Source organism: Parafrankia soli, assembly GCF_001854695.1.
Taxonomy (GTDB): Bacteria; Actinomycetota; Actinomycetes; order Frankiales; family Frankiaceae; genus Parafrankia; species Parafrankia soli.
This window is the reverse complement of sequence record NZ_MAXA01000242.1, coordinates 13,893-37,789: the sequence shown is the minus strand read 5'-3', so window position 1 is coordinate 37,789 and position 23,897 is coordinate 13,893. Positions and strand designations below refer to the sequence as shown.

General features: G+C 70.5%; 19 protein-coding genes and 2 pseudogenes. 8 read left to right on the top strand and 13 right to left on the bottom strand.

Going from position 1 to position 23,897, the window contains the following annotated elements; genetic code table 11:
• Nucleotides 1–60 precede the first annotated feature (60 nt).
• Nucleotides 61–237: a hypothetical protein gene (locus BBK14_RS38550; RefSeq protein ID WP_157904348.1), complete on the top strand. Its 177-nt coding sequence runs from the start codon at nucleotides 61–63 to the stop codon at nucleotides 235–237.
• Between the two features lie 111 nt (nucleotides 238–348).
• Here the strand turns inward: BBK14_RS38550 and BBK14_RS26330 are convergent, their stop codons facing one another.
• Together BBK14_RS26330 and BBK14_RS42430 are read right to left on the bottom strand one after the other, a co-directional pair.
• Entirely contained in the window at nucleotides 349–2,259 is a 1,911-nt protein-coding gene (locus BBK14_RS26330) for an acyl-CoA dehydrogenase family protein (RefSeq protein ID WP_071065937.1), read from the bottom strand.
• Between the two features lie 102 nt (nucleotides 2,260–2,361).
• Entirely contained in the window at nucleotides 2,362–2,562 is a 201-nt protein-coding gene (locus tag BBK14_RS42430; protein ID WP_083391265.1) for a hypothetical protein, read from the bottom strand.
• Nucleotides 2,563–3,505: 943 nt separating this feature from the next.
• Here BBK14_RS42430 and BBK14_RS40660 point away from each other — a divergent pair.
• Nucleotides 3,506–3,775, top strand: coding sequence for a hypothetical protein (locus tag BBK14_RS40660; protein ID WP_235014827.1), 270 nt, complete (start codon nucleotides 3,506–3,508; stop codon nucleotides 3,773–3,775).
• A gap of 70 nt (nucleotides 3,776–3,845) precedes the next feature.
• On the opposite strand, the gene BBK14_RS26320 is transcribed toward BBK14_RS40660, so the two are convergent.
• Both BBK14_RS26320 and BBK14_RS26315 read right to left on the bottom strand, forming a co-directional pair.
• The gene (locus tag BBK14_RS26320; protein ID WP_071065936.1) at nucleotides 3,846–4,958 is read right to left on the bottom strand and encodes a CapA family protein; all 1,113 of its coding nucleotides are present in this window, start codon (nucleotides 4,956–4,958) and stop codon (nucleotides 3,846–3,848) included.
• Between the two features lie 176 nt (nucleotides 4,959–5,134).
• Nucleotides 5,135–5,541 (bottom strand): annotated as a pseudogene (locus BBK14_RS26315) (integrase core domain-containing protein); the annotation flags it as partial.
• A 466-nt stretch (nucleotides 5,542–6,007) separates the two neighbouring features.
• Here BBK14_RS26315 and BBK14_RS35920 point away from each other — a divergent pair.
• A pseudogene (locus BBK14_RS35920) lies at nucleotides 6,008–6,847 on the top strand (IS701 family transposase); the annotation flags it as partial.
• A 4-nt stretch (nucleotides 6,848–6,851) separates the two neighbouring features.
• The gene (locus BBK14_RS40655) at nucleotides 6,852–7,220 is read left to right on the top strand and encodes a transposase (protein ID WP_241831861.1); all 369 of its coding nucleotides are present in this window, start codon (nucleotides 6,852–6,854) and stop codon (nucleotides 7,218–7,220) included.
• Nucleotides 7,221–7,294: 74 nt separating this feature from the next.
• On the opposite strand, the gene BBK14_RS26305 is transcribed toward BBK14_RS40655, so the two are convergent.
• The 8 genes from BBK14_RS26305 to BBK14_RS26270 form a co-directional block, all read right to left on the bottom strand.
• Nucleotides 7,295–8,539 (bottom strand): ABC transporter substrate-binding protein, encoded by a 1,245-nt coding sequence (locus BBK14_RS26305; RefSeq protein ID WP_071065934.1) that lies wholly within the window; start codon nucleotides 8,537–8,539, stop codon nucleotides 7,295–7,297.
• A gap of 173 nt (nucleotides 8,540–8,712) precedes the next feature.
• Nucleotides 8,713–9,696, bottom strand: coding sequence for a branched-chain amino acid ABC transporter permease (locus tag BBK14_RS26300; RefSeq protein WP_071065933.1), 984 nt, complete (start codon nucleotides 9,694–9,696; stop codon nucleotides 8,713–8,715).
• A gap of 192 nt (nucleotides 9,697–9,888) precedes the next feature.
• Entirely contained in the window at nucleotides 9,889–10,779 is an 891-nt protein-coding gene (locus tag BBK14_RS26295; protein ID WP_071065932.1) for a branched-chain amino acid ABC transporter permease, read from the bottom strand.
• Nucleotides 10,780–10,827: 48 nt separating this feature from the next.
• Nucleotides 10,828–11,661 (bottom strand): ABC transporter ATP-binding protein, encoded by an 834-nt coding sequence (locus BBK14_RS26290; RefSeq protein ID WP_083391269.1) that lies wholly within the window; start codon nucleotides 11,659–11,661, stop codon nucleotides 10,828–10,830.
• Nucleotides 11,662–11,748: 87 nt separating this feature from the next.
• Nucleotides 11,749–12,687 (bottom strand): ABC transporter ATP-binding protein, encoded by a 939-nt coding sequence (locus BBK14_RS26285; RefSeq protein ID WP_071065931.1) that lies wholly within the window; start codon nucleotides 12,685–12,687, stop codon nucleotides 11,749–11,751.
• Nucleotides 12,688–13,205: 518 nt separating this feature from the next.
• Nucleotides 13,206–14,354, bottom strand: coding sequence for an MFS transporter (locus BBK14_RS26280; RefSeq protein WP_241831860.1), 1,149 nt, complete (start codon nucleotides 14,352–14,354; stop codon nucleotides 13,206–13,208).
• Nucleotides 14,355–14,500: 146 nt separating this feature from the next.
• Nucleotides 14,501–15,367 (bottom strand): TauD/TfdA dioxygenase family protein, encoded by an 867-nt coding sequence (locus tag BBK14_RS26275; RefSeq protein WP_071065930.1) that lies wholly within the window; start codon nucleotides 15,365–15,367, stop codon nucleotides 14,501–14,503.
• A 57-nt stretch (nucleotides 15,368–15,424) separates the two neighbouring features.
• On the bottom strand, nucleotides 15,425–16,204 hold the full coding sequence (locus BBK14_RS26270) for an SDR family NAD(P)-dependent oxidoreductase (protein WP_071065929.1): 780 nt from the start codon (nucleotides 16,202–16,204) through the stop codon (nucleotides 15,425–15,427).
• A gap of 1,170 nt (nucleotides 16,205–17,374) precedes the next feature.
• On the opposite strand from BBK14_RS26270, the gene BBK14_RS26265 reads away from it, so the two are divergent.
• Genes BBK14_RS26265 through BBK14_RS26250 form a run of 4 tightly spaced genes read left to right on the top strand, consistent with a single transcriptional unit; the run spans nucleotide 17,375 to nucleotide 21,530 of the window.
• Complete coding sequence (locus BBK14_RS26265) at nucleotides 17,375–18,517, top strand: LLM class flavin-dependent oxidoreductase (RefSeq protein ID WP_071065928.1); 1,143 nt, start codon at nucleotides 17,375–17,377, stop codon at nucleotides 18,515–18,517.
• 41 nt (nucleotides 18,518–18,558) lie between these two features.
• A complete protein-coding gene (locus BBK14_RS26260; RefSeq protein ID WP_071065927.1) occupies nucleotides 18,559–19,239 on the top strand; it encodes a peroxiredoxin-like family protein in 681 nt (226 codons plus the stop codon).
• Nucleotides 19,240–19,297: 58 nt separating this feature from the next.
• Nucleotides 19,298–20,605 carry an acyl-CoA dehydrogenase family protein gene (locus tag BBK14_RS26255; RefSeq protein WP_241831859.1) on the top strand — a complete coding sequence of 436 codons (1,308 nt, stop codon included), beginning with the start codon at nucleotides 19,298–19,300 and terminating at the stop codon, nucleotides 20,603–20,605.
• A 28-nt stretch (nucleotides 20,606–20,633) separates the two neighbouring features.
• Complete coding sequence (locus BBK14_RS26250; protein ID WP_071065925.1) at nucleotides 20,634–21,530, top strand: class II aldolase/adducin family protein; 897 nt, start codon at nucleotides 20,634–20,636, stop codon at nucleotides 21,528–21,530.
• Nucleotides 21,531–21,534: 4 nt separating this feature from the next.
• Here BBK14_RS26250 and BBK14_RS26245 read toward each other — a convergent pair whose 3' ends face one another.
• Nucleotides 21,535–23,892, bottom strand: a complete 2,358-nt coding sequence (locus tag BBK14_RS26245; RefSeq protein ID WP_071065924.1) for a molybdopterin-dependent oxidoreductase — start codon at nucleotides 23,890–23,892, stop codon at nucleotides 21,535–21,537.
• Nucleotides 23,893–23,897 lie beyond the last annotated feature (5 nt).

The following is a 23,897-nucleotide window of genomic DNA, read 5'->3' as shown; positions in this document are numbered from 1 at the left end:
CCAGTGGGGTAGTACTAGAGGGTGTGGTGGCAGCAACCCGTCAATGGTGACCTTGGCCTGGTGACCGCTCTGCCGATGGCGAGGCTCGTCGCGGTCTGCCCGGTCTGCCCCTGGCCCATTCACCTCGCGGCGGTCGTCTCCCCCAAGGGAACGACGGCCTGCCTCGACACCGACGCCCTTGAACGGGCGATACGGGTACATCTGGCCCAGCACGGTATCAGCGATGACGAGGACTGACTGATCGATCGGACACTGTCGCATCACCGCGCGGCTGCGCCTCCGCTCGAAATTTCGGCGTTTTCCCGGCGTCATCCCGGCCTGCCTTCGGCACCCAGCGCCGACGAGTGGTCAGCCTGCGGCGAACACGTCGACGGCCGGTCGTGCCGGGGCTGCCTTCTGCCGCTCCGCGGCGAGGAATGGCCCTTCTCCACTCGGGTCCATCACGCCGGCCTCGACCCAGATGAAGCGGCCGGCGAGCACCTCCTGCGCCGCCGTGTAGTTGCGGGTGTCGTCGTTGCGCCACAGCGCCGAGAAGGATGCCTCGACACGGCGTCGCGCCTGCCGGCAGAACAGGTCGGCCAGGTCGGTCGCGATCGGCTCGCCGTCCTCGTCGAGCATTCGGGCCCGCACGACCGCCGCGCTGATCGCGAACAGCTCGGCGCCGATGTCGACGAGACGTCCGAGGAACGCCTGCTTCTTCTCCAGTCCGCCCTGCCAGCGAGCCATCCCGTAGAAGGTTGACCGGGCGAGCTTGCGCGCCGAGCGCTCCACGAAGCGCAGGTGCGTGCCGAGCCGGCCGAATTCGACGAAGGAGCGCGGCGACGTACCGCTGCCGACGGCGAGGCCGGGCAGCCAGCGGCTGTAGAAGGCGGCCGCCCGTCCGGCGCTGCGGGCCTTCGCCACGAACGGCGCTTCCGGGGAAATGAGGTCGCCGGCCACCGCGAGGTGGGTGTCCACGGCCTCCCGCGCGATGAGCAACCGCATGATCTCGGTGGAACCTTCGAAAATTCGGTTGATGCGCAGGTCGCGCAGCATCTGCTCGGCCGGTACCGGTCGTTCCCCCCGGTTGGCCAGGGACTGGGCGGTCTCGTACCCGCGACCGCCGCGGATCTGGACCAGCTCGTCGGCGATCAGCCAGGCCATCTCGCTGGCATACAGCTTGGCCAGGGCTGCCTCGATCCGGATGTCCTCGCGTCCCTCATCGGCCATCAGGCCGGACAGCTCCAGCATCGCCTCCAGCCCGAACGCGGTGGCGGCGATGAACGCGACCTTCTGGGCGATGGCGTCATGCCGGCCGATCGGCCGACCCCACTGGACCCGGTCCCGCGACCACTCCCGGGCGATGCGCAGCGCGTACTTGGCATGGCCCGCGCAGATCGCCGGCAGGGCGAGGCGGCCGGTGTTCAGCGTCGTCAGGGCGATCTTAAGCCCCTGGCCTTCCCGCCCGAGGCGGTCCGCGGCAGGGACCCGGACTCGATCGAAACTGGTGACGCCGTTCTCGATGCCGCGCAGACCCATGAACTCGTTGCGGTGCTCCACCTTCACGCCGGGTGCGTGGGCGTCGACGATGAAACACGTGATGCCACCGCGATGACCGTCCGAGCGTGGGACGACCGCCATGACCACCAGCCGGTCGGCGATCACACCGTTGGTGGTCCATAGCTTGCGGCCGCTCAGCTCGTAGGCGGCGCCGTCCTCGACCGGCACCGCCTGGCTGCTCATCCGGGCCGGGTCGCTGCCCACGTCGGGCTCGGTCAGCAGGAACGCACTGATCTCCTCGCGTGCCACCTTCGGCAGATACGTCCGCTTCTGCTCCTCGGTACCGAAACCCATGACCGGCTCGGCCACGCCGATCGACTGGTGCGCCGAGAGCAGCGTGGGAATGCTCGAATGCCATGAACCGGACAGTTCAAGTGCCCGGTTGTAGTACACCGTGGTCAACCCGAGTCCGCCGTACTCCTCGGGGATCTTCATGCCGAGGGCGCCTATCCGCCGCAGCCCGTCGATCACCTGCCCGGGCAGCCGCCCGTCCCGCTCGACCTGCAGAGGGTCCACCGTGTCCCGCAGGAACGATTCGAACTGGACCAGGAACGCCTCCCCTCGATGCCGGTCGCCCTCCTTCGGCCGCGGGTGCGGGGAGATCAGATCGAGTCGGAGATGACCGAGGAAAAGCTCCTTGCCGAACGAGGGGAGCTTCCATTCGGCCTCCCGGGCCGCCTCAGCGACTCTGCGCGCCTCGCGTTCTGCCACCTGTGCCACGTCGCCTCCCGATCTGTCGGCGGTATGTGGTCCTCCTGCCCACACGGCGTCCACCCGCACGAAGCTGGCACTCACGCCCAGGCTGCGCTCGTTCGCGCGCCGTCAGCGTCCGTACCGACCGACGAGGGTGCCGCTCGCCACCTGGTGTGCGGCGAGGCCCCGACGCACGTCATCGACGCGCGCCCCGGATGGTGGGCGTAGCGGTTCGTCGAGGGCGTGGAGGCGGAAGACGTAACGGTGTGGTTTGTCGCCGCGGGATGAGGTCCGAGTCGCTGAAGGCCGCACTGTGCAGCGTCCCGACATCGTTAGGGTGGGGCATCAGCCTGCTCCTTCGAAGTCGTTCGGTCTCTCGCCAAGGCATCGCCGCCCACACGGCCAGGGAAACCCGGTCGGCGCCGCTCATCAGCAGTTCGCCGGCCCCACCGCACCTGGTCCGGGAACCGCCGGGTCCGTGGGTCTCCTCCGGCGGTCAGAGACCCGACTCGGACCGGAAGGTCGGATTCGCCGGAGGGAAGGCGGCTGCCGGGGAGGAGCTCCGACTGGCTGCGGACGCCGCCGAGTGGGTCGGGGACGTCCCGTCCGTGCAATGGTGGTTGCGGTCCGCTTCGCGTCCTTGCCTTTGGCTCGCCTTTCGTCGAGAGGTCCCCTGCCGGGCCGGTGACCCCGCACGGTGGGTTGGCGTTTGGAGCGTCCCGCGCGGGGCGCCCGCCCCGCAGTGTGAGGGGGTACACCCGCTTGCGCGGCGACCGAGAAAGGCCAGCCGGTGGGCGTCGGCCCGCCGGCCCGCGGCCCGTGCCCGTTCTGTGGGCGGGAGAGCGTCCTGCGCGCGGACCGTCCGTGCATGATCTACCTGTGCCGTGGCTGTGCGCGCCCTACGCTCGACGAGGCCAAGGACTACGCGGCGGACCGACCTTCGCGGCCCGACGAGCCGTTACCGCCCGATCCGCGAAGACTCCCCACATTCGGCGAGGCCACCGGTTCAGAGGGTGCATCGGTGGCTACCCTGCGCCGGCGCCGCACCTGTGGTACACCAAACCTGTCACCGTTTACGAGGGTCTTGACACGGAGAGGTTCCCCGAGGGGGGGATGTGCGATGTCGCCGCCGACACCGACGAGGACGGGTAGCTCGACCGCGAGACCGCGGCGTTCAACTACTACGGGCACCGCCGAACGGGCAGGGCCGCAGGAGGCCACGTCGGCCTCCCCGGACGCTGGCCAGCCGCGCGCGCGGGCCGCTACGGTCCGGTTGCCGTTCCTGACCGCCCGGTTCGAGTTCGGCCGGCGGGCTGGCCGCATGGGCTGGCGTCTCGGTCCGGTCGGCCTGCCGTCCCCCGGCAAGAGCGCCTACTACCTGGGGCTCGGCGTGCTCGCGGTGGGCGAGGTCGTCGAATGGCCGGTGGCTGCGGCGATCGCTGCTGGCACCTACGTTGCGCAGCACACCCGCAGGCAGGCATCTGCCGTCCCACAGGTCTGGCATGTGTCGCATAACGGGCACCAGCAGGAGGCAGGCGTCTGACCAGCAGGGGCCTGCGCACCGGCCTTTTCGCGATCAGCGGGGACCGCTGACGGGGCCTCATCCTCTTCGCTCATGATCGGCGGAGCGAGAGCATGCCGTCCGCCTGAAGGTCGAACCGTGTCCCGAAGCCGCGGCTGATGCTGTCAAGAATCTCCTGTAGCCAGGCGGAGTCTTCGTGGCCGGCGTACCGGAGTCGCATCTGCCGTGCCTGCAGGGGCATCACACGCAGGTCGATCAGCTTCCCGCTGCCCGGATCGACCGACACGAAGTACGCCAGCCGCAGGTCGTCCCGATAGCTTTCGTAGCCGGCGATCCCCTCATAGTCGTCGATGAAATCGCCGCACCCGTGCAGGATGAGCCTGTCCCGGTATATCTCGACAGGCCGTGGATGGTGCGACGAGTGTCCGTGCACGATGTCGATACCGCCGTCCACCAGCCGATGCGCGAAGCGGATCTGGTCGTCATCGACGTCGTAGCCCCAGTTGGAGCCCCAGTGGATGGATGCGACGGCGAGGTCATCGGGCCGCTTCACCTGCCGAACACRGCCCGCGACCTCGTCGGCCCAGCCGTCCGACAGCTCCGGGACGAGGTCAACGCCGGCCCTGTCCTCGGTCACGGCCCACGTCGCTGGAATGCCGCTGGACGGCAGCCCGAACGAGAAGATCAGGACCCGCCGGCTGCCATCGATCGACACAACCGCGGGCCGGCGGGCCTCTTCCGCGTCGTGTCCGGCTCCCGCCTCCGTCAGCCCGGCACCGGACAGCACATCGAGCGTCTCGATGAGCCCCCGGCGACCGAAATCGAGCAAATGGTTGTTTGCCAGCACACACACGTCAGGTCGGGCGGCAGTCAGGCAGGGCAGGTTGTCCGGGCTCATCCGATAGTGGACTTCCTTCCCCGTCGCGAAGGCATCGCACCGGGTGATGGTGGTTTCCAGATTCAGCACCCGGACATCGGGTGCAGCCTCGTCCAGCGCTGGCAGCACATCTCCCCAGGGCCAGGAGAAGTCGACCGGGTGAGGGATCGGGCCGTTCACCGCCTCTGCCAACTCGACGTAGCTGCGGGCATCCCAGACGTATCCCTCGGAAAGTGTCGGGTCACCGGGATGCGGCAGGATCTGGTCGATACCGCGGCCGAGCATCACGTCGCCGCAGAGGAACAACCTCACCGCGCCCTCGCACACGGTTCCACCTTATGGGCGACAACCTCCGCCGGCCGAGCCGAGCGACCCGGTTGCAGCGACGGCAAGACGATGGCCACAGTTCCGACTCCGGCGAGATGGGCTGAATGTCGCGCAACGTGGGCGGCTCAAGAGGCCTGTGGGGTGCCAGAACTCGGGCACCGGCCTTGACCTGGGTTTCAGGCGGCTCGTTCGTATTCGTTGATCAAGCCGCCGAGGACGGGTTGGCGCTTGATCCGTTCCTTGGTCAGGTCTGCGACGGGGTGGTCGGGCCGTGGCGGTTGAAGGTCGCGGCCACGGTGGGTCGTCGTCCGTTGTGGTGGGCCRTGTACTCGACCAGGACGGTGCGCAGGTGCCGTTCACCGACGATCAGCGTGCGGTCGGTGACCTCGGTCCGGACGATGCGGATGAACCGTTCTGCGTAGGCGTTCGCGCGGGGGGTTCGGGGTGGGATCTTGATGGCTGTGATGTTGGCGTCGGCGAGGACTGCGTCGAAGGAGGCGGTGAATTGTCCGGCGCGGTCACGGACCAGGAACCGGAAGTCGGCCGCCCGGTCGCCGAGGTCCATGAGAAGGTTCCGGATCTGCATACCCGAACGAAGATCGGATAGAGCAGGCGTACGGACACAGTTGACCATCATGCCGCCACCCGCACCGTCACATYACCCCAGCTCGCGGGCCCAGGCCGACTTCTGGCACCCCACAGGTATCCCACGCACGGCGCTGTCCCAGCGGGGTGCCAAAACTGGGTGACCGGCGTTGACCTGGGGTTTTAGGCGGTTCGTTCGTAATTGTTTCCATCCGCGCATCGGCCGAAGTCGGGCCTTGAGTCGATGTGGCCGGACTCGACCGATTGTTCTCCCGCCGAGCGTCGATGGGGCGGGCTTCCCGACCCGGATCTCCGACCGGCCCCCCGCCCAGCGCAAATGTGGTCACACTCCACCCACCAGGTGCTGCCCTACCAGGCAGTAACATTTTGTTGGTTTTTTGTTGGTCTTCGGGTTCAGGAACCGCTCTCGACGGTGTGGGATCGATACCGTGGGTCCGGAGGAGATGAAGCGGGTCGGCCCGGTACTCGAGGCCTTTGCCGAGCAGATGCTGGGTGGGCTGCGGCGACGTGACCAGCGAGAGAAGGGCGAGCTGTATCTGCGCGGCCTGCTGCTTGACGGGAAACGCAAGTCAATGCGGCCGATGGCGGACCGGCTCGGGATTGATCATCAGTGTCTGCAGCAGTTCATCACCAGCTCGACCTGGAGCCATTCTGAGGTTCGTCGGCGATTGACCCGGTGGGCGGTCGGGTTCGTGGATCCGGTCGCGCTCGTCGTGGACGACAGCAGTTTCCCCAAGGACGGTCCGGCGTCGCCCGGGGTGGCCCGGATGTACTCCTGTGCTCTGGGCAGGGTCGGGAACTGTCAGATCGGGGTGTCGGTGCACGCGGCGACCGACTGGGCCTCGGCGGCGCTGAACTGGCGGTTGTTCCTGCCCGCCTCGTGGGACGACAGGGCCCTGGACGATCCGGATCAGATCGCGGCGGCCTGGGCCCGGCGGGCACGGGCGGCGATTCCGGACGACCAGCGGCATCAGGAGAAGTGGCGCCTGGCCCTGGACATGGTCGACGAGCTGCGCGGGTGGGGAATGCCGGTGCGCCCGGTCGTGGCGGACGCCAGCTACGGTGACGTCGCCGCGTTCCGGCAGGGGCTGACCGACCGGGGTGTCCCCTACCTGCTGGCGGTGACGTCGACCGCGACCGCCTACCCCGCCGACGCGGTGCCGGTCACCGCGCCGTATCCGGCCGGTGGACGGCCGCCCTCACCCGCCCGGCCCGACCCGCCGCGGGATCTCCGGGCCCTGGTCACCACCGCTGGAATGCTGGCTGCTGGCCGAATGGCCGCCGGGCGTGGCAGAACCCAGCGACTACTGGCTGTCCACCCTGCCCACCGATGTCCCGCTGCGCGGCCTGGTCCGCCTCGCGAAGATCCGGCAGCAGATCGAGCAGGACTACCGCGAGCTCAGGGACGGCCTCGGCCTGGACCATTTCGAGGGACGCTCCTGGACCGGCTGGCACCGCCACGTCACCCTCGTCAGCATCGCCCAGGCCGTCTGCACACGACTGCGACGTGCCCCGGAAGCCCCTGCGCCGGCCCGGCCCTCGCTGGCCCAATCCTTCCCGGAGTCCTGGCGCGAACCGGCCGGAGCCCACGACGGCCGTCGATGGCGAAGGCCGGCTCAGCGGGAAGGAGCGCACATGACAGGGCCGCTCGGTTGAGCGGGCAGCCTGGTTGACGGGACCGCCCGGTGGGCGAGCAAACCCACCGGGCGGCCCTGTCAGATTCCTCAGCTTCAGCTACGGACGTAGGAATCGACTGTCGGTCCTTCGTAACTCGCCTCGACGCCTTCGGTGCCACCCGGCACACCGGGCTTCGGACGGGCGAGGAAGTCCTGCCTGGACGGGGACGACCCAGGCTTGGAGAAGTCCAGCTCGCCGGTCAGCCCGCCGGTGTCGACCGGGCTGACGGCGGCCTTGGCGGCGAGGACGCCCGCGGGGGTGAGATCACCGTCGGCGCAGGCCTTCTCCAGGATCAGCTCCATGACCTTGGACGTGGCATAGCCGGTGACGACGCTGTTCGACGGCTCGACGCCCGGGAACTTCGTCTGGTACGCCTTCAGCAGGTCAGCCGCGGGCTCAAGGCCGACACCGCCGGTCGGCCCGACGAGATAGAAGTGCTCGATCAGGGCGTCGCGGGCCGGTGTGTCGAGCAGGGACGGGATGTGGGTCGGGCCGTTGCCGAGCAGCGGCACGTTGAGCCCTGCTCCCACTGCCGCGGCGGCGACGCCGGCGGTCTGGCTGGGCTGGGTGGTGAGCACGATCGCCGAGACGTTCTCGGCGGCGAGGGCGGTGACCCGGGAGGTCATGTCCGGCTCGGCCGGGCCGATCCGCTGCTCGACGACGGTCATGCCGTGCTGCTGGGCGAAGAACTTGCTGCCTTCGAGCGCGTTGTTGCCGTACTCGCTGTCGTGGAAGATGTGGCCGATCTTGCCGCCTTCACGGATCAGCCCCTCCTTGAGCAGGTAGTCGAGTCCGTTGATGGTCTCGACGTCGTAGGTGGGCCCGATGACCGCGTAGTTCTCGCTCGCGGCGAGGTTCTTGGCCCAGGCGAGCGGAATACCGATCAGGCCGTCCTTCTCAAGTTCGGGGATGAGCGCCGTCGCCATCGCGGAACCGAGGACCTGGACGAAGCTGAGGACGTCCCCGGAGATCTCGGCGTACTGCGAGACCGCGGTCTGGACGTTGTATCCGTGGTCCTTGACCTCGAGTTCCACGGTGAACCGGTCACAGATGCCGCCGTCGGCGTTCACCTGGTCCCAGAAGATCCGCTGGCCCTCGGTGACCTCCTTCCCGCTGGCGGCGTTCAGGCCGGTAAAGTCGGTCAGCACCCCTAAGGTGATGACATTGCCCTCGATCCCCGGACCGGTTTTGACGGGGCCGCTCGTGCTCTCCGCCGGTGGTTCCTCGTCGGCCTTCGTGCTGCACGACGCGGCGGCGGCGAGTGCGGCGGCCACGGCGATCGCAGCGACCGGGCGCATCAGCCTGTGGTGTCTGACTCTGTTGCCACGCATCCTGGTTTCCTTTCGTGTCATTTGTGAGCGGAAAATGCGCGCGGAGGACCGCTGCGGCTCAGCCGGTCAGTTCAGAGCACGGGTAGTTGAAGGCGACCGTCTCGGGACGAGAAACTACGGAGAAGTAGATCCGCCCGTGGTCAGGTTGGCGCGTTCCTGGCCGCGCGTCTCATACTCACGAGCTTCAGTGAACGGGCTATCCCGGCCAGGCCGGTGGGCCAGAAAATAATCACCAGGATCACGGCCGCACCGTACGCATAACGCGCGGCCTCAGAATAGCTCACCCCGCCGGTACCAGGCTCGGACAGGCCGGGAATCGACGCGGCGTACTCCCCGAGCACATACGGCAGGGCGGTGACGAACGCCGCGCCGGCGCAGGCACCGCCCACCGAACCGAGCCCGCCCAGCACGATCATCGCCAGATACTGGACCGAGATCTCTATCGCGAACGACTCGGGCGCCACACTGCCGATGGCCAGCGCGAACAGCACTCCGGACAGGCCCGCGTACATCGACGAGAGCAGGAACGCCTTCGCCCGGTACGAGGTGACGTTCACGCCGTTCACCGAGGCCGCGATCTCGCTGTCCCGCACGGCGCGCAGCGCCCGGCCGGGACGTCCGTTCAGCGTCGCCCTGGCAAACAGGTAACAGCCCACAGCGAGGACCAGGCCGAGATACCACAGCCGCTCGAACTTCTCGAACTCGACGTTGAGCACGTAAAGCTCGGGGTCGCTGTCGTCGAAGGTGAACCCGAACAGCGAGAACTCGGGGACGGTGCGTCCGTTGTGACCGCCGCTGACCTGGTCGACCGAGTTGAAGACGTGGATGCCGACGAACACCATGCCCAGCGACGCGATACCGAGGTAGAGACCCTTCAGCCGGGCACCGATCGGACTGAAGAGCAGACCGGCCAGACCTGAGATCCCGACCGCGAGCACCATGCCGAGCAGCGGCGGCAGCCCGAGACCGACGTACGGGTGGGCGCCGGCGTCGTTGGACTCGCCGGACAGCCAGCAGTAGCTGATCCCGCCGACCGCCAGGAAGAACGCGTGCCCGAGGGAGAGCTGGCCGGTGGTGCCGACCAGGATGTTCAGGCCGATCGCGCCGATCGCCGCGCCGAACACCGCGAAGCCGGTGCGCAGCCAGAACTCCTCAAGGTAGAAGGGCAGGACGCCAGCACCGCGACGAGTGCCATCAGCAGCAGGCTGCCCACGGCTGGGCGGCGGAAGCCCGGCGGACGGCCCCGACCGGCCGCTGTGGCGGTGCGTGGCGGCGCGGCGGGCGGCGGGGCGGCGGGCGTGCTCTGCGTCGTCGGGTCAGACACGGTGCAGCTCCTTCGTCCCGAACAGGCCAGCTGGCCGGGCGACGAGCACCAGCATCATCACCGCGTAGGGGACGACGACGCTGAAACCGCCACCGAGGAAGGTCAGGCTGGCGTTGTAGCCGGCGAACAGCGACTCGGCCACTCCCACGATCAGGCCGCCGGCCAGCGCCCCGGTCGTCGAGTCGAGGCCGCCGAGGATGGCGGCCGGGAACGCTGCGAACGCGATCGTGCGGAGGTTGGGTTCGAGGCCCGGCGTCGGACTGCCGGTCAGGAACACGGCGGCCACCGCGGCGAGGCCGCCCGCGATGATCCAGGCGACCGCGCCGACCCGCGCCTGCCGGATACCCATGAGCGCGGCGGCCTCACCGTCCTCGGCCGCCGCCCGCAGCGCCACGCCCCAGCTGGTGAAGCGGAACGCGGCGAACAGCAGGCCGATGAGGACGAACGCCACGACGATCGCGATCAGCCGGTTCTCGCTGATGCTGACGCCGCCGACGCGGACGACGCCGGCACCCCACGGCTGACCGAGCGACAGCACGCTCGAGCCGATCCGCCTGGTCAGGTCGGTCGTGATGATCAGGTCCAGGCCGAGCGTCATGATCGTCAGGGATGCCATGTGCGCACTGCGCACCCTGGAGAACAGCACCCGCTCGGAGACGAAGGCGACCAGTGCGGTGGCGACGATGCCGATGGCGACGGCGGCGAAGAAGCCGACCGACGGCTCCAGCCGGGCGATGACATAGGCACCGAGCAGCAGGAAGGCGCCGTGTGCGAAGTTCAGGATCTCGCTGGCCTTGTAGATGATGACGAAACCGAGCGCGATCAGGGCGTATAACGACCCGAGCGACAGGCCGTTTATCAGGAAGGAAAGAAAGGTGGTCACAGCTTGGGCTCTCCGGTCGGGGCGGGGACGCGGCCGAGGCGCTCGTCGCTACTGCTGGGATGGTGCCGTGGTGTGAGCTGGTCCTGCCGATATGTGGCCTGAACTCGCCGTGGTGCGAACCGAGGCCGCACCGGTGTCGGTGCCGGCTGTAGTGCCGAGGTAGGCGGCGATGACCGCCGGGTCGTTCTGAATCTGCGCGGGCGTGCCGTCGGCGATCAGCCGGCCGAAATCGAGCACGCTGATCCGGTCGGCAACGGACATGATCATGGACATGTCGTGCTCGACGAGCAGAACCGTGATGCCCAGCGACTCGCGAACCGCCAGCACGATCTCCGACATTCGCCTGGTCTCCTCGGCGTTCATTCCGGCGACCGGTTCGTCGAGCAGCAGCACCCGCGGCTCGGTCGCCAGCGCGCGGGCGACCTCGACCCGTTTACGGTCGCCGTAGGAAAGGGTTCCCAGCGGCAGGTGGAGGACGTGGCCGAGGCCGACGAACTCGGCGATCTCGACAACCCGCGCACGGTGCAGCCGTTCCTCCCGGACCGCCCACGGCAGTTTCAACCCGGCGCTGACGAAGCCTGACCGGGTCAGCAGGTGCCGGCCGAGCATGATGTTCTCCTCGACCGACTCGTTGGGCGAGGCCGCCATGTTCTGGAACGCCCGGCCCACGCCGAGCGCGGTGATCCGGTGTGGCCGCAGCCCGGTCAACGTCGTCCCACCGAGTCGGACGCTGCCGGCCGAGGCGCTGTACACGCCGGAGATGACATTGAACAACGTCGACTTCCCCGCGCCGTTCGGCCCGATCACGGCGTGCACCGTTCCGGGCTCGGCCCGCAGCGACACCTCGGACAGCGCGGTGAGGGCCCCGAACCGCACGGTCACGGCCTCGACGTCGAGCGCTGCGGCTTCGCCACGGACGGTCCGGGTAGCGCCGGCACCGCGGCCGGGCCTCGTCGGAATCGGCACGGCCTACCTGCCCCCGGTCGCGGCACCGGCGCCGCCCAGCAGGCCGAAGCGGCCCTTCTCGGGCGGGACCCAACGACTCAACGTCGCCGCCGGGACGGGGCTCGCGGAACCCCCACGACCACCGCCGAGACCGCCAGGGCCCCCGCCCGGGCCGTCCAGGCCGTCCGGGCCGCCAGGGGTGTCGCCCGCCCCGCGTCGGCTCACGTCGTCGCGGGGTCCCCGGCCGAGGTACAGGGAGGCGATGCTGTCGGACGCGGCCAGCTGGGCGGCCGGCCCGGACAGTTCCACCCTGCCGAGCTCGAGGACGTAACCGCGGTCGGCGACGCCGAGTGCCATCGCCGCGTTCTGCTCGACGAGCATGACCGACGTGCCCGCTCGGTTGATCTCTTTCAGGACCTCTCCGATGTGCGCCACGATCTGCGGCGCGAGACCGAGCGACGGTTCGTCCAGCAGCAGCAACCGAGGGCTCGACATCAAAGCCCGGCCTATGGCCAGCATCTGCTGTTCGCCGCCGGAGAGCAGCGCGGCGCGTTGTCTGCGGCGCTCGGCGAGCCGGGGGAACATTGCGTAGACCTTGTTCCGGGCTTCGGCCCTGGCGGCGCGGTCGCGGACGGATATCGCGCCCGCCCTGAGGTTCTCCTCCACGGACAGCCGTCCGAACACGCGGCGTCCCTCCGGCACGAGAACGACGCCGCGGTTGACGACGTCGACCGGGTCCACACCCACCAGGGGCCGCCCACCGAATGTCACTTGCCCTTTGTCAACCTTGGCCCGGTGGCGTTTCAACGAGCCGGTGACGGCGCGGAGCAGTGTGGTCTTGCCTGCCCCGTTGCTGCCGAGGACAGCGACGATCTCGTCGGCCCCTACACGCAGGTCAACCCCCCGCAGGGCTCGAATGACCCCCGCGTAAGTGACCTGCAGACCGCTGACGTCCAGTTCCAAGACCGCACTCCGTCGACTTGTTTGTTGATGGGGATGATCGGCGTGTTCCGGTGTGAAGACGGGACGAATGTGCCATAGGCGGCCGATCATGTATCGCGCGAGTCGACGACACAAGCGTTGGTAGCTTTTTCCCAGTACTTTGTTAGGTTGCCGATGGGCCCTCGATGAACAGTGGATGCGGGCTGGCCGGCACGGCCGCACGCGCCTCGGCGCGAAGGAACGATCGTGCGCGGGACGCCCGATCCCAGGTCGACCCGGATCGATCAACAGCAGCCCGCGCACGCGGGGACGAGGGCTGTCGCGTGGGCTGCGCGGCCCCCGTCGGCGCGCCGCCTGATCAGAGGACGCGCTACCGCCTTCGTCCAGTCGCGCCGGTGTCGGAGTTCGTCGGGCCCCGGTTCCGCCGGAGGTGGCCGCCCTGGCGGGTGCGCCGCCGTCTGCGGCTCACGCTGCCCAGCCGGGACGTCGAGGCGCTGCTCGCCGAGCGTGGCATCGACGTCGACCACGCCGCTCCCCCGTCAGGCTGATCGAGCTTTCCTGAGAGCCGCGGCGACAAGCACGATGCCCACTGTGGACGCCGGAACCTCGCTCAGTGCCAGATGGACGGCGCAGGCCATTGTCAGCCCGGTTCCCCAGCCGACGATCAGAACACCGAAACCCGTGACGAGATAACCGTCGGACCAGGTACCGAGCAGGAGTACCAGGAGGGCCGATCCCACCGCCGCGAACCCGAGGGCCAGCGTGCCACATTGACCGATTCGCAGGGCCGCACGGCGTGACGAGACGCTGCCAAGCATGAATCCCGCTCCCAGCGGGATCACTCGGAGACCGGACTGGAGAGGGCTGTATCCCTCGAGGATCTGGAGGTACCGGGTGAGCACGAAGAGGAGCCCATTGAACACGAACAGCGAGAGTGCGGCGACCATCGAGCCCACGGTGAACGATCGCACCCGCAACAGTTCCGGTCCGACCACCGGGTGCATCGAATGACGTTCCCAGGCGAAGAAGGCGGCCAGCGCCACCAGCGCGGAGCCATGGCATGCCAGAATCGCGGCGGAGAGCCACCCCAGGCGAGGGCCCTCGATGATGCCGAATATCAATGCCGCTGTTCCGAACGCGGACAGGGCAATCCCAGGCGGATCCCATCCGCCTTCGCCCCCACCAGCCCTCTGACGCCCGAGCACCACCGCGTTGATGACACCGGCCAGCAGCGAGGCGGGCCCGCCCACGAGAAAGACGGAACCCCACCAGAAATGGTCGAGGAGCAGCCCGCCGAGCAAAGGTCCCAGCGGTAGGCTCACTCCTATTGCCGCGGTCCAGTACCCCAGGGCTCTGGGGTGCTCGGCGGAGGGGAACGCTGCCATGACCAGCGCTCTCGATGTCGGCAGGACAGCCGCGGCGCCGATACCGAGGATCGCGCGACATGCGACCAGGCCCGCGGGTGAGTCCGCGAAGGTGGCGGCGAAGGAGTCGACGATCCACGCCATGTCGGCCGGATCGGCGTCAAGGTCAGCCGCGATGGACGGGATCGCGACGTTGAGAATGCTCGCGTCGACCTCGACGACGACCAGGCCGAGGCAGAGAGCTCCCAGGATCCACCAGCGCCGCGGCCCTGCATCCGTCTCCCGCGCGTCGACGCGTCCGGAGTCGGAGTCTTCGCGCTCCATGGCTGGCTGGCCACCACGCATGCAGGTCGGTCCGGAGGGCGGGCCGAGGGCTTTCCCCCAACCCGCCAGGTCCGAAGTGGGGCATCGACCGGGTGTCGCGCCGGCGGCATCAGGTCATCAGGTCGAGCCGGTGCGGCAGGGTCTTCCTAAAGGTCGGCGTAGAGCGTCTCGTCGGCGATGAGGATCCTTTCCAGAAGGCGCGGGAACGTTCCATAGTTGCGGACCGCGTAGTGGACGGTGGCACGGTTGTCCCAGAACGCGACCGAGCCCGGTCGCCACGAGAACCGCACCTGGTTCGCCGGCTTGCGGTACTGGTCGATGACCGCCGTCAGCAGTTCCCTGCTCTCGGCACGGTCGAGCCCGAGGATGGTCGGCCGCTGTGTGAAGTTCACCCAGGCGATCTTCTCGCCGGTTTCCCGGTGCACGCGGACGACCGGATGGGCGACCACCGGATAGTCGTGTCCGGACTGGTGCAGCGCGGCACGGTAGTCGTGGGCGACGTGCTGGCCCTCGAGCCGGGCCTTCACGTCGTCGGACAGGCCCTGGTAGGCGAGCGCGGCGTCGACCCAGATGGTGTCGCCGCCGACCTCGGGCAGGTGGACCGCCCGCAGCACCGCTCCCCAGGTCGGGACGAGCCGCCAGCTCGTGTCGGTGTGGTAGGGGTCCCACGTGTCGTCACCGGCCTGCGGGACATGTGCCTTCTCGTACTTCTTGAAGTCCTCGCTGGCGATCCGGTGAATCGCCGGGGCGGCGCCGGAGTCGGGCCTGGCGGCACCCGGATGGGTGTAGAGGGGGCCGAACTGCCGGGCGAAGGCTTCGTGCTGCTCCTGGGTCAGCTCCTGGTCCCGGAAGAAGACGACCTTGTACTTCAGCAGGGTCGCCCTGATCTCGTCGCGGACCTCGGGCGTGAGCGGCTCCCGGAGGTCGACGCCGCTGATCTCCGCTCCGATCGTCGGTTGCAGCGGTTGGACGGCCAACGACGAGCGGACGGGCGGTTCGACGACAGTGGTCACTGTGTGTCCCTTCGGTCGGGTGCTACCGGGTCGGGTGCTGCCGGTCAGCAGCGGATGTCAGTAGTGGATGGGGCCCTGGGTGCCGCCGCCGGCGGCGGCGATCGACTCGCCGGTGATCGCGACCGCGAGCGGGGACGCGAGGAAGGCCACGACCGAGGCCACCTCGTCGGCGGTGACGGCTCGCCCGATCGAGATGCGGGCGGCGGCGGCCTGGAGGTACTCGTCGGGGACGACGACCGTGCCGCCATGGTCACCGGTGAGGGTCAGTCCGGGATGCACCACGTTCACCGTGACGCCGTGTGCCCCGAGCTCGTCGGCGAGGGTCTTGGTGAGGGCGGCAACACCGACGTTGCGGATGGAGCCGGAGGCGAGGCCGACCTGACGGGCCGCCAGCCCGCCGATGTTGATGATCCGTCCCCAGTCCTGGGCGATGAAGTGTGGGGCGACCGCCTGGGCGGTGCGCAGGTAACCGAGCACCTTGACGTTGAAGTCGGCGGCGACGTCCGCGGTGGACAGCGCCCGCGCGCCGCCGGGACCGCCGGCGCCCCCGGGTCTGGCCGCGTTGTTGACGAGGATGTCGACGCCGCCGAGCTCGCTGACGGTGGTCTCGACCAGCTCCTGGACAGACGTGTCGCTGCCGGTGTCGGCGACCACCGGCAGCACCGTCCCGCCGGTCGCGGCCGTCAGGTCGGCCGCGGCCGCTTTCAGCACGTCGGCGTCACGGGCGGCGATGACGACCTGCACACCCTCGGCAAGCAGTGCTCGGGCGATCGCCCGCCCGATACCGCGGCTGCCGCCGGTGACGATCGCCCGTCGGCCGGAAAGTCGGAGATCCACTCGTGCTCCCTGTCATCTGTCCAATGCCCCGCCGCTCCGCCCACGCGGCGCAGTTCGGGGACCGCCGCCGGCCGGAACACCGGGGGCGGCGAACGTTTCTGTGCGGACGTTTCCGTGCGGACGGCCCGTCCGTCAGCTCTCGTCGGCGGTGGACGGGGCACCACCTGCCCGCCGGGATCCGGTGGTGGGCGGCACCACGGTCGGTGGAGCGGGGTGCGCACGCCGAGCACGGGTGACCCTTCGGGGCTCGGCGACCGACGCCTTTACCGGGCGCGCCACGGATCAGCCGTTCCGCGGACCAGACGTGCCAGGCTGACCAGGCGGACCAGCTACGCCAGACGCGCTCAGATCATGGGCGCCGGGCGCCGGGTAGCTTCTTGAGGTCGGCGCGCGAGGGCGCCGCGGCCCGGTGACCGCGCCAGGTCGGCGTGGCCACCACGGACCTGTCGTCCGCCGGGCCGTTCAGGCCCGGACGCTGGGCGTCAGAGCCCGCCGCGGCGGTCCGGACAGCTCGCGGAGGTCACTCGCAGCAGGTCGATGTGCTGTCGCGTGACCAGGTACGCAGTCCTCAACACGGACCCAACATGACCAAAGTTTGTCGATCGGTCAAGTGCGCATTTAAAGTGATCCGCATCACATACCCAAGGCGCCGGAACGGCGACGCTCCCGGATCGATCACGCGGCCGGCCGGGCGATCCACCCTTTCACCGCTATCTACACCGGAAAACTTGACAATTGCCGAGGTCTGCCGCACTGTTGCTGCATGTACGTCCGCCCCGCGCTGACCCGCCGTCGGTGCGTGGACTTCGCGCGGGTGCGGTCCGGCCGCTGTCGCGGAACCTGATATTCCGCTGGCCGACCCACCCCGTTCGACGCGGAAATCACTTTTTGGTTTTGCCGAATTCCCCGCGCCCACAGCGGATTTTCGCGTCCTCTCCCGCCCTTCGGCCGGCTGAGGTGCTGGCGGCTCGGCCCGCATTCCCCGCCGACGGGCGGCGTGGTGGGCCGCGGAGACGCCGCCGGAGTGGCCGTGGACCCGCCACTCCTCCGGCGCGCGCCGTCGGCACGGCAGGAGCCCGACCCGCGGTCGTCGGTCCGTCAATCCGCCAACCCGGTCCCGGCCGGCCGGGAATCCGGTCCCGGCCGGGCAGAACTACTGAGGGAGATGACATGCCGGTCGAGTTCATCGGTCTGATCAGCACCACGGAGCAGTCGGAGATCCGGGACGGGGGTGGGCCGCTGATCGATCACCGGTATGTCCGCCGGTTCGCCCGGGCCCACGAGGACGCGGACTTCGACCGGGTGCTGATCGGCTACTCCTCGGGCTCGCCGGACGGAACACATGTCGCCGCCTACGCCGCGGCGCACACCGAGCGGTTGGGCTTCCTGGTGGCCCACCGGCCCGGTTTCGTGTCTCCCACCGTGGCGGCCCGCACCTTCGCCACGCTGGACCAGTTCACCGGCGGCCGGATAGCGCTGCACACCATCACGGGGGGCAGCGACGGGGAGCAGCGCCGGGACGGCGACTACCTCCTCAAGGAGGACCGTTACGCACGCAGCGGCGAGTACCTGCGGATCCTGAAGGCGGCGTGGACCTCGGCCGAGCCGTTCTCCTTCGAGGGCAGGTTCTACCGCTTCGAGGACTACCTGAGTCACGTCCGGCCCGCGCAGCAGCCGCACATCCCGCTGTACTTCGGCGGGTCGTCCCCGGAGGCCTACCGGGTCGGCGGCGCGGAGGCGGACGTCTACGCGCTGTTCGCCCAGCCGCTGGAGGCGATCGCGGAGGAGATCGCGCAGGTCAACGCGGCGGCCGCCGCGGCCGGGCGGGCCACGCCGCCGCGGATCAGCGTCTCCTTCCGGCCGATCCTCGGGCCCACCGAGGAGCTGGCGTGGGAGCGGGCCGAGCGCATCCTCGCGGCGACCAGGCAGCGGATCACCGCCGGCGCGCCCCTGCGCGGTTGGCGGCCACTGGGTGGCCAGGCGTCGGTGGGTTCCACCCGGCAGCTGGCGGCGGCGTCCCGCGGCGAGCGGCACGACCGTGCCCTGTGGACGGCGCTGGCGGCCGCGACGGGAGCCGGCGGCAACTCTACGGCGCTGGTCGGCACGCCCGAAACGGTGGCGCAGGCCCTGCTGGACTACGTCGACATCGGCGTCAGCACGCTGCTCATCCGCGGTTACGACCCCTATGACGACGCGGTGGACTACGGCCGGCAGCTCATTCCGCTGGTCCGGGACGAGGTGCGCCGACGCGACCTCGCCGCGGCGGCCGCCGGGCGAACCGAATCCCGGCAACCCGTACCGGCGACGGCGTAAAGCGGCGACGGCGTAAAGCCCTGAAGAAGGAGAGCCTCCAGATGAGCCAGACCGGAACGGTGCCGGTGACCGTCCAGGGTTTCCTGGACGAGCTGCAGGCCACCCGGGACGCGGAATGGGCGCCGGAACAGCTCCGGGCCCACGCCGACCTGCGGCGGTCCCTCGAGGAGAACGCGGACCGCGAGCGCTTCGTCAGACCGGGCGACGTGGTGCCACCCTTCGCGCTGGCCGAGGTCGGTGGCGGCTCCGTCGTCCTCGACGACCTGCTGGCCGACGGGCCGGTGGTGCTCGTCTTCTTCCGGTTCGAGGGCTGCCCCGCGTGCAACACGGCTCTGCGCGGCTACCAGCTCACCCTCGCGCCGGCCCTGCGCGAGCTGGGTGCGCACCTCGTCATCGTCAGCCCCCAGATCGCCGAGAGGCTGGCGGCGATCAAGGAGCGGCACGGTTTCGAGTTCCTGGTCGCCAGCGACCCCGACCGGGTTCTGATCGACTCGTTCGGTATCGGGTTCGCGCCGGCGGAGGCGGCACGCGACGAGTCCCGGGGCAGAGGCGTGGATCTCGGTGCGATTCTCGGCACCGGGGACTGGGTGCTGCCGTACCCGACGGTCGTCGTCATCGACCGCGACCGGACTGTCCGGTTCGCCGACGTCCATCCCGACTGGATGGTGCGCACCGAGTCCGCGGCCGTTCTCGCGGCGGTCCGGCCCCTCGTCGGTCAGTAGCCGCGCCCGGTAGCCGCGGCGGCGCCCGCCGGGCAGGCTTCCCGTGAAGGTCCGGCCCGTGTCCCCCGTGTCCACCGCCCGCGCCGGGCATTCCCGGCGCCTGTTCATCGGGAGGTTCCGTATGGCCGATCCGACCGCGCGGTCGGCGACCGACCCCGGGCTGGCACACCCGCAGCCGCAGCCGCGACCCCAGCCCCGGCTGGATCTGTTGCCCGAGCTCACCGCCCAGTTCGCGGCCACCGCCGCCGAGCACGACCGGACGGGCACCTTCCCGGTCGCGAACATCCGGGCGCTGCACGCCGCCGGGCTGCTCTCGCTGACCGTCCCGAGCCGGTACGGCGGGGCCGGGGCCGGGCTGGCCACAGTGACCGAGGTGCTGGGCGCGGTGGCCCGGGGTGAACCGGCCACCGCCCTCGTCCTGGCGATGAACCTGCTGTTCCACGCGCATGTCGGCGATCCCCCCGGCTGGCCGGCGGGGACCTACGAACGGGTGGTGGCCAGCTGCCTGGACGAGGGTGCGCTGATCAACGCGCTGCGGGTGGAACCGGACCTCGGCACGCCCGCCCGCGGCGGGGTGCCGGCCACCACCGCCCGCTGGACCGGCGACGGCTGGGAGATCACCGGCCGCAAGACCTACTCGACGGGCGCGCCGGTGCTGCGCTGGATGCTGGTCTGGGCGGCCACCGACCCCGCCACCGACCCGCGGCCGCCGTCCTCGGGAGCGGCCCGGGTCGGCTCGTTCCTGGTCCCGGCCGACACGCCCGGCATCACGATCGTGCGGACCTGGGACCACCTGGGCATGCGGGCCACCGAGAGCCACGACGTGGTGTTCGACCGGGTGCGGGTGGGCCCCGACGCGGCCGTCGGGCTGCCGGCCGGGGAGGTGCCCCTTCCGTTCGTTCCGGCCGCGGCGGCCTGGAACGCGCTGGCGATCGCCTCGATCTATCTGGGGGTGGCCGAGGCCGCGCGCGACTGGCTGGTCGGCTACCTGCACGAACGCACCCCGACGAACCTGGGCGCGCCGCTGTCGAGCCTGCCCCGGTTCCAGAGCGCCGTCGGCGAGATCGAGGTGGCGCTGGCGAACGCCCGCGGCCTCGTCCGGGCGTTCGCGCAGCGTTCCGACGCGGCCGACCCGGACGTCGCGGCGCAGGTCAACGGGGTGAAGACCGCGGTGACGGCCGCCGCGGTCAAGACCGTCACGGACGCCGTCGCTCTGATCGGCAACCCGGGGCTGACCAGGGCCAATCCGCTGGAGCGCCACCTGCGCGACGTGCTGTGCAGCCGCGTTCACACCCCGCAGGACGACGTCGTCTACGCGACGGCCGGCCGGACGGCGCTCGGTCTGCCCGCCGCCGGTCCTCGCTGAGGCCCGATGAGGAAGGACAACCCCAGACATGACACTTTCCACCCATGACACCCCGGCACCGGCGATCCCGCCGGCGCCGACGCCGGACGTGGCCCCGGCAACGGTGGCCCCGGCAACGTCCGACGGTGAGCGGACGAGCCCGTGGGCCGGGCTGGTCGCGCCGGCCGAGGGCGGGCAGTGGCCTCGGCCGGTGCCGGTCCGGACGGTCGAGGAGGAGCGGCTGCACCGCAAGCGCAAACTCGCCGCCGCCTACCGGCTCTTCGCCAAGCTCGGCATCGCCGAGGGACTGGCCGGCCACATCAGCGCCCGCGACCCCGAGCTGACCGACCATTTCTGGGTCAACCGGCTCGGCCTCGACTTCGGCAGGATCAAGGTCTCCAACCTGCTGCTGGTCGACGACAAAGGGGAGATCGTCGAGGGTAAGCCGCCGCTGAACAGGGCGGCGTTCACCATCCATTCGCAGATCCACGCCGCCCGACCGGATGTCGTCGGCGCCGCGCACACCCACGCGCTGTACGGCCGGGCGCTCGCCGCGATCGGCGAGCCGCTGCATCCGATCTCCCAGGACTCCCTCGCGTTCTACGAGGATCACGTGATCTTCGACGAGTACAACGGGGTCGTGCTGGACGAGGAGGAGGGCCGCAAGATCGCCGCCGCGCTCGGCCCGCACAAGCTGGCGATCCTGCGCAACCACGGCCTGCTCACCGTCGGCACCAGCGTCGAGGCGGCGGCGTACTGGTACATCGCCGCGGAGCGGGCGGCGCGGACCCAGCTCGTCGCGGCGGCGGCCGGGACGCTGCGGCTCCTGGACCACGAGATCGCCAGCGCCACCGCCAGCCAGGCACGAGGTGACGAGGGCGCCCGCTGGTCCTTCGAGGCCCTCTACGAGATCATCGTCGAGGAACAGCCCGACCTGCTCGACTAGCTCGTCAGAGGGTGCCGCCCCGGCCCGGTCGGGGGACCAGCCGGGGCGGCGCGTCGACGGTGAGCCGCGGTGGCTCATCCGTCCAGCGTTCGACCTCGACGAGGGCGTGCTGGCCGACGCAGCCCTGGGACAGGCGGGAGGTCGGCACGTCGGCGGTGAGCACGTTCGGGTTCCCGTGCACGCACAGTCCCGCTCCTGGCGGGGACCCTTCTCCGTGCTCATCCGCCGGGTCCTCGTCGAGCGGGTCGAACCAGGCCCCGGTGGGCAGCTGGACGACCCCGGGGCGCAGCTCGTCGGTCAGCACGGCGCCGGCGAGGCAGCCGCCGCGGTCGTTGAACACCCGGACGACGTCGCCGGCGGCGATGCCGCGGGCGGCGGCGTCGGCGGGGTGCAGGCGCACCGCCTCCCGGCCGGCGATCTTGGCGGCCTGGCTGACCGCGCCGCCGTCGAGCTGGCTGTGCAGCCGGGTGCCCGGCTGGTTGGCGATGAGGTGCAGCGGGTAGGCGGCGGCTCGTGGCGCGCCGGTCCACTCGGTCGGTTCCAGCCAGACCGGATGGCCGGGGCAGTCCGGGTAGCCGAAGGACGCCACGGTCGCGGAGAAGAGCTCGATCCGGCCGCTGGGGGTGGCGAGCGGGTGCGCGTCCGGGTCGGCGCGGAACCGTTCGAACAGGGTGTGGTGGCCGGGCCCGCCGGGCAGCCGGTACTCGCCGGCGGCCCAGAACTCCTCGAAGGCGGGCACGTCCGTTCCGCGCCGGACCAGGTCCGCGCGCCAGGCCGTGTAGAGGTGCTCGATCCAGCCGCGGGCGTCGCGGCCCTCGGTGAAGGCGTCGACGACGCCGAGGCGGCCGGCCAGGCCCGCGAGGATGTCGTAGTCGTCGCGGGCCGCGCCGACCGGTGCCACCGCCCGGTGCATGGCGTGCAGATGGGTGTCGCGGCGGCCGCCGCCGATGTCCTCGCGTTCCAGGGTGGTGGTGACGGGCAGCACGACGTCGGCGTGCCGGGCGGTGGACGTCCAGTAGGGCTCGTGCACGATGATCGTGTCGGGTCTGGCGAAGGCGCGGCGCAGCCGGAACAGGTCCTGGTGGTGGTGGAAGGGGTTTCCGCCCGCCCAGTGGACCAGGCGGATGTCAGGGTAGGTGTAGCGGTCGCCGTCGTAGTCGTACCGCGCGCCGGGATGCAGCAGCATGTCGGCGATGCGGGCGACCGGGATGAAGGCGCTGACCGGGTTGCGGCCCTGCGGCAGGTAGGGGATGCGTCCGGTCGGGCCGGGGTCTCCGACGTCGCCCATGGAGCCGTAGCCGTGGCCGAAGCCGCCGCCGGGCAGGCCGATCTGGCCGAGCATCGCGGCCAGCGTGAGCGCCGCCCAGACCGGCTGCTCGCCGTGCTCGATGCGCTGCAGCGACCAGGTCACGGTGATCAGGGTCCGGCGGGCCGCCATCCGGCGGGCGAGCCCGACGATGTCCGCGGCCGGGATGCCGCAGATCGACGCCGCCCAGGCGGCGTCCCGGACCACCCCGTCGGCGCGGCCGAGCAGGTAGCTCTCGACCTCGCCGAAGCCGACCGTGTACCGGTCGAGGAACGCCCGGTCGTGACGGTCCTCGGCGGCGAGGGTGTGGGCGAGCCCGAGCATCAGCGCGACGTCGGTGGCCGGCACGATCGGGTACCAGCGGGTGTCCAGGCCGTCGGGCAGGTCGGCACGCAGCGGGCTGACCAGCGCCATCTCGACGCGGCTGGCCGCGAGGGCGGCGAGGTACCCGGGCGTGCCGTGCCGGGTGACGCCGCCGGGCGTCACGAACACGTTCTTGGCCGGGATGCCGCCGAAGGCGACGATCAGCTCGGTGTTCTCGACGATCGTCGGCCAGGACGAGGCGGCCCGCAGCACCTCGTCCGCGCTGCCGACGAGGTGGGGCAGCAGCACCAGCGACGTGCCCAGGCTGTAGGAGTTCCGGGACGAGGTGAAGCCGCCGATGGTGTTGAGGAACCGGTGGAGCTGGCTCTGCGCGTGGTGGAAGCGCCCGGCGCTCGCCCAGCCGTACGAGCCGCCGAAGATCGCCTGGTTGCCGTGCTCGCGGCGGACCCGGTCCAGCTCGGCGGCGACCAGGTCCAGCGCCTCGTCCCAGTCGAGCTCGACGAACTCCTCCCGCCCGCGCGTGCCGGCCGGCCCCGGGCCGTGTTCCAGCCAGCCGCGGCGGACCGCGGGCCGCGCCACCCGGGTCGGATGGCGCAGCCCGCCCGGCACGTTGCCGAGCAGCGGCGACGGGGCCGGATCGTCCGGATGCGGGACCACCGTGATCCCACCGTCCGGGCCGACCCGGACGCCGTAGGCGCCCCAGTGCGAGGTCGTCGGCCGCAGGCCGGTCACAACGC

Bases quoted from the DNA above. Each gene is read 5' to 3' on its own strand.
- BBK14_RS42430 (WP_083391265.1), bottom strand. From the start codon at position 2,562: ATGTCGGGACGCTGCACAGTGCGGCCTTCAGCGACTCGGACCTCATCC.
- BBK14_RS26305 (WP_071065934.1), bottom strand. From the start codon at position 8,539: ATGCGCCCGGTCGCTGCGATCGCCGTGGCCGCCGCACTCGCCGCCGCC.
- BBK14_RS26280 (WP_241831860.1), bottom strand. From the start codon at position 14,354: ATGGAGCGCGAAGACTCCGACTCCGGACGCGTCGACGCGCGGGAGACG.
- BBK14_RS26265 (WP_071065928.1), top strand. From the start codon at position 17,375: ATGCCGGTCGAGTTCATCGGTCTGATCAGCACCACGGAGCAGTCGGAG.
- BBK14_RS26260 (WP_071065927.1), top strand. From the start codon at position 18,559: ATGAGCCAGACCGGAACGGTGCCGGTGACCGTCCAGGGTTTCCTGGAC.
- BBK14_RS26250 (WP_071065925.1), top strand. From the start codon at position 20,634: ATGACACTTTCCACCCATGACACCCCGGCACCGGCGATCCCGCCGGCG.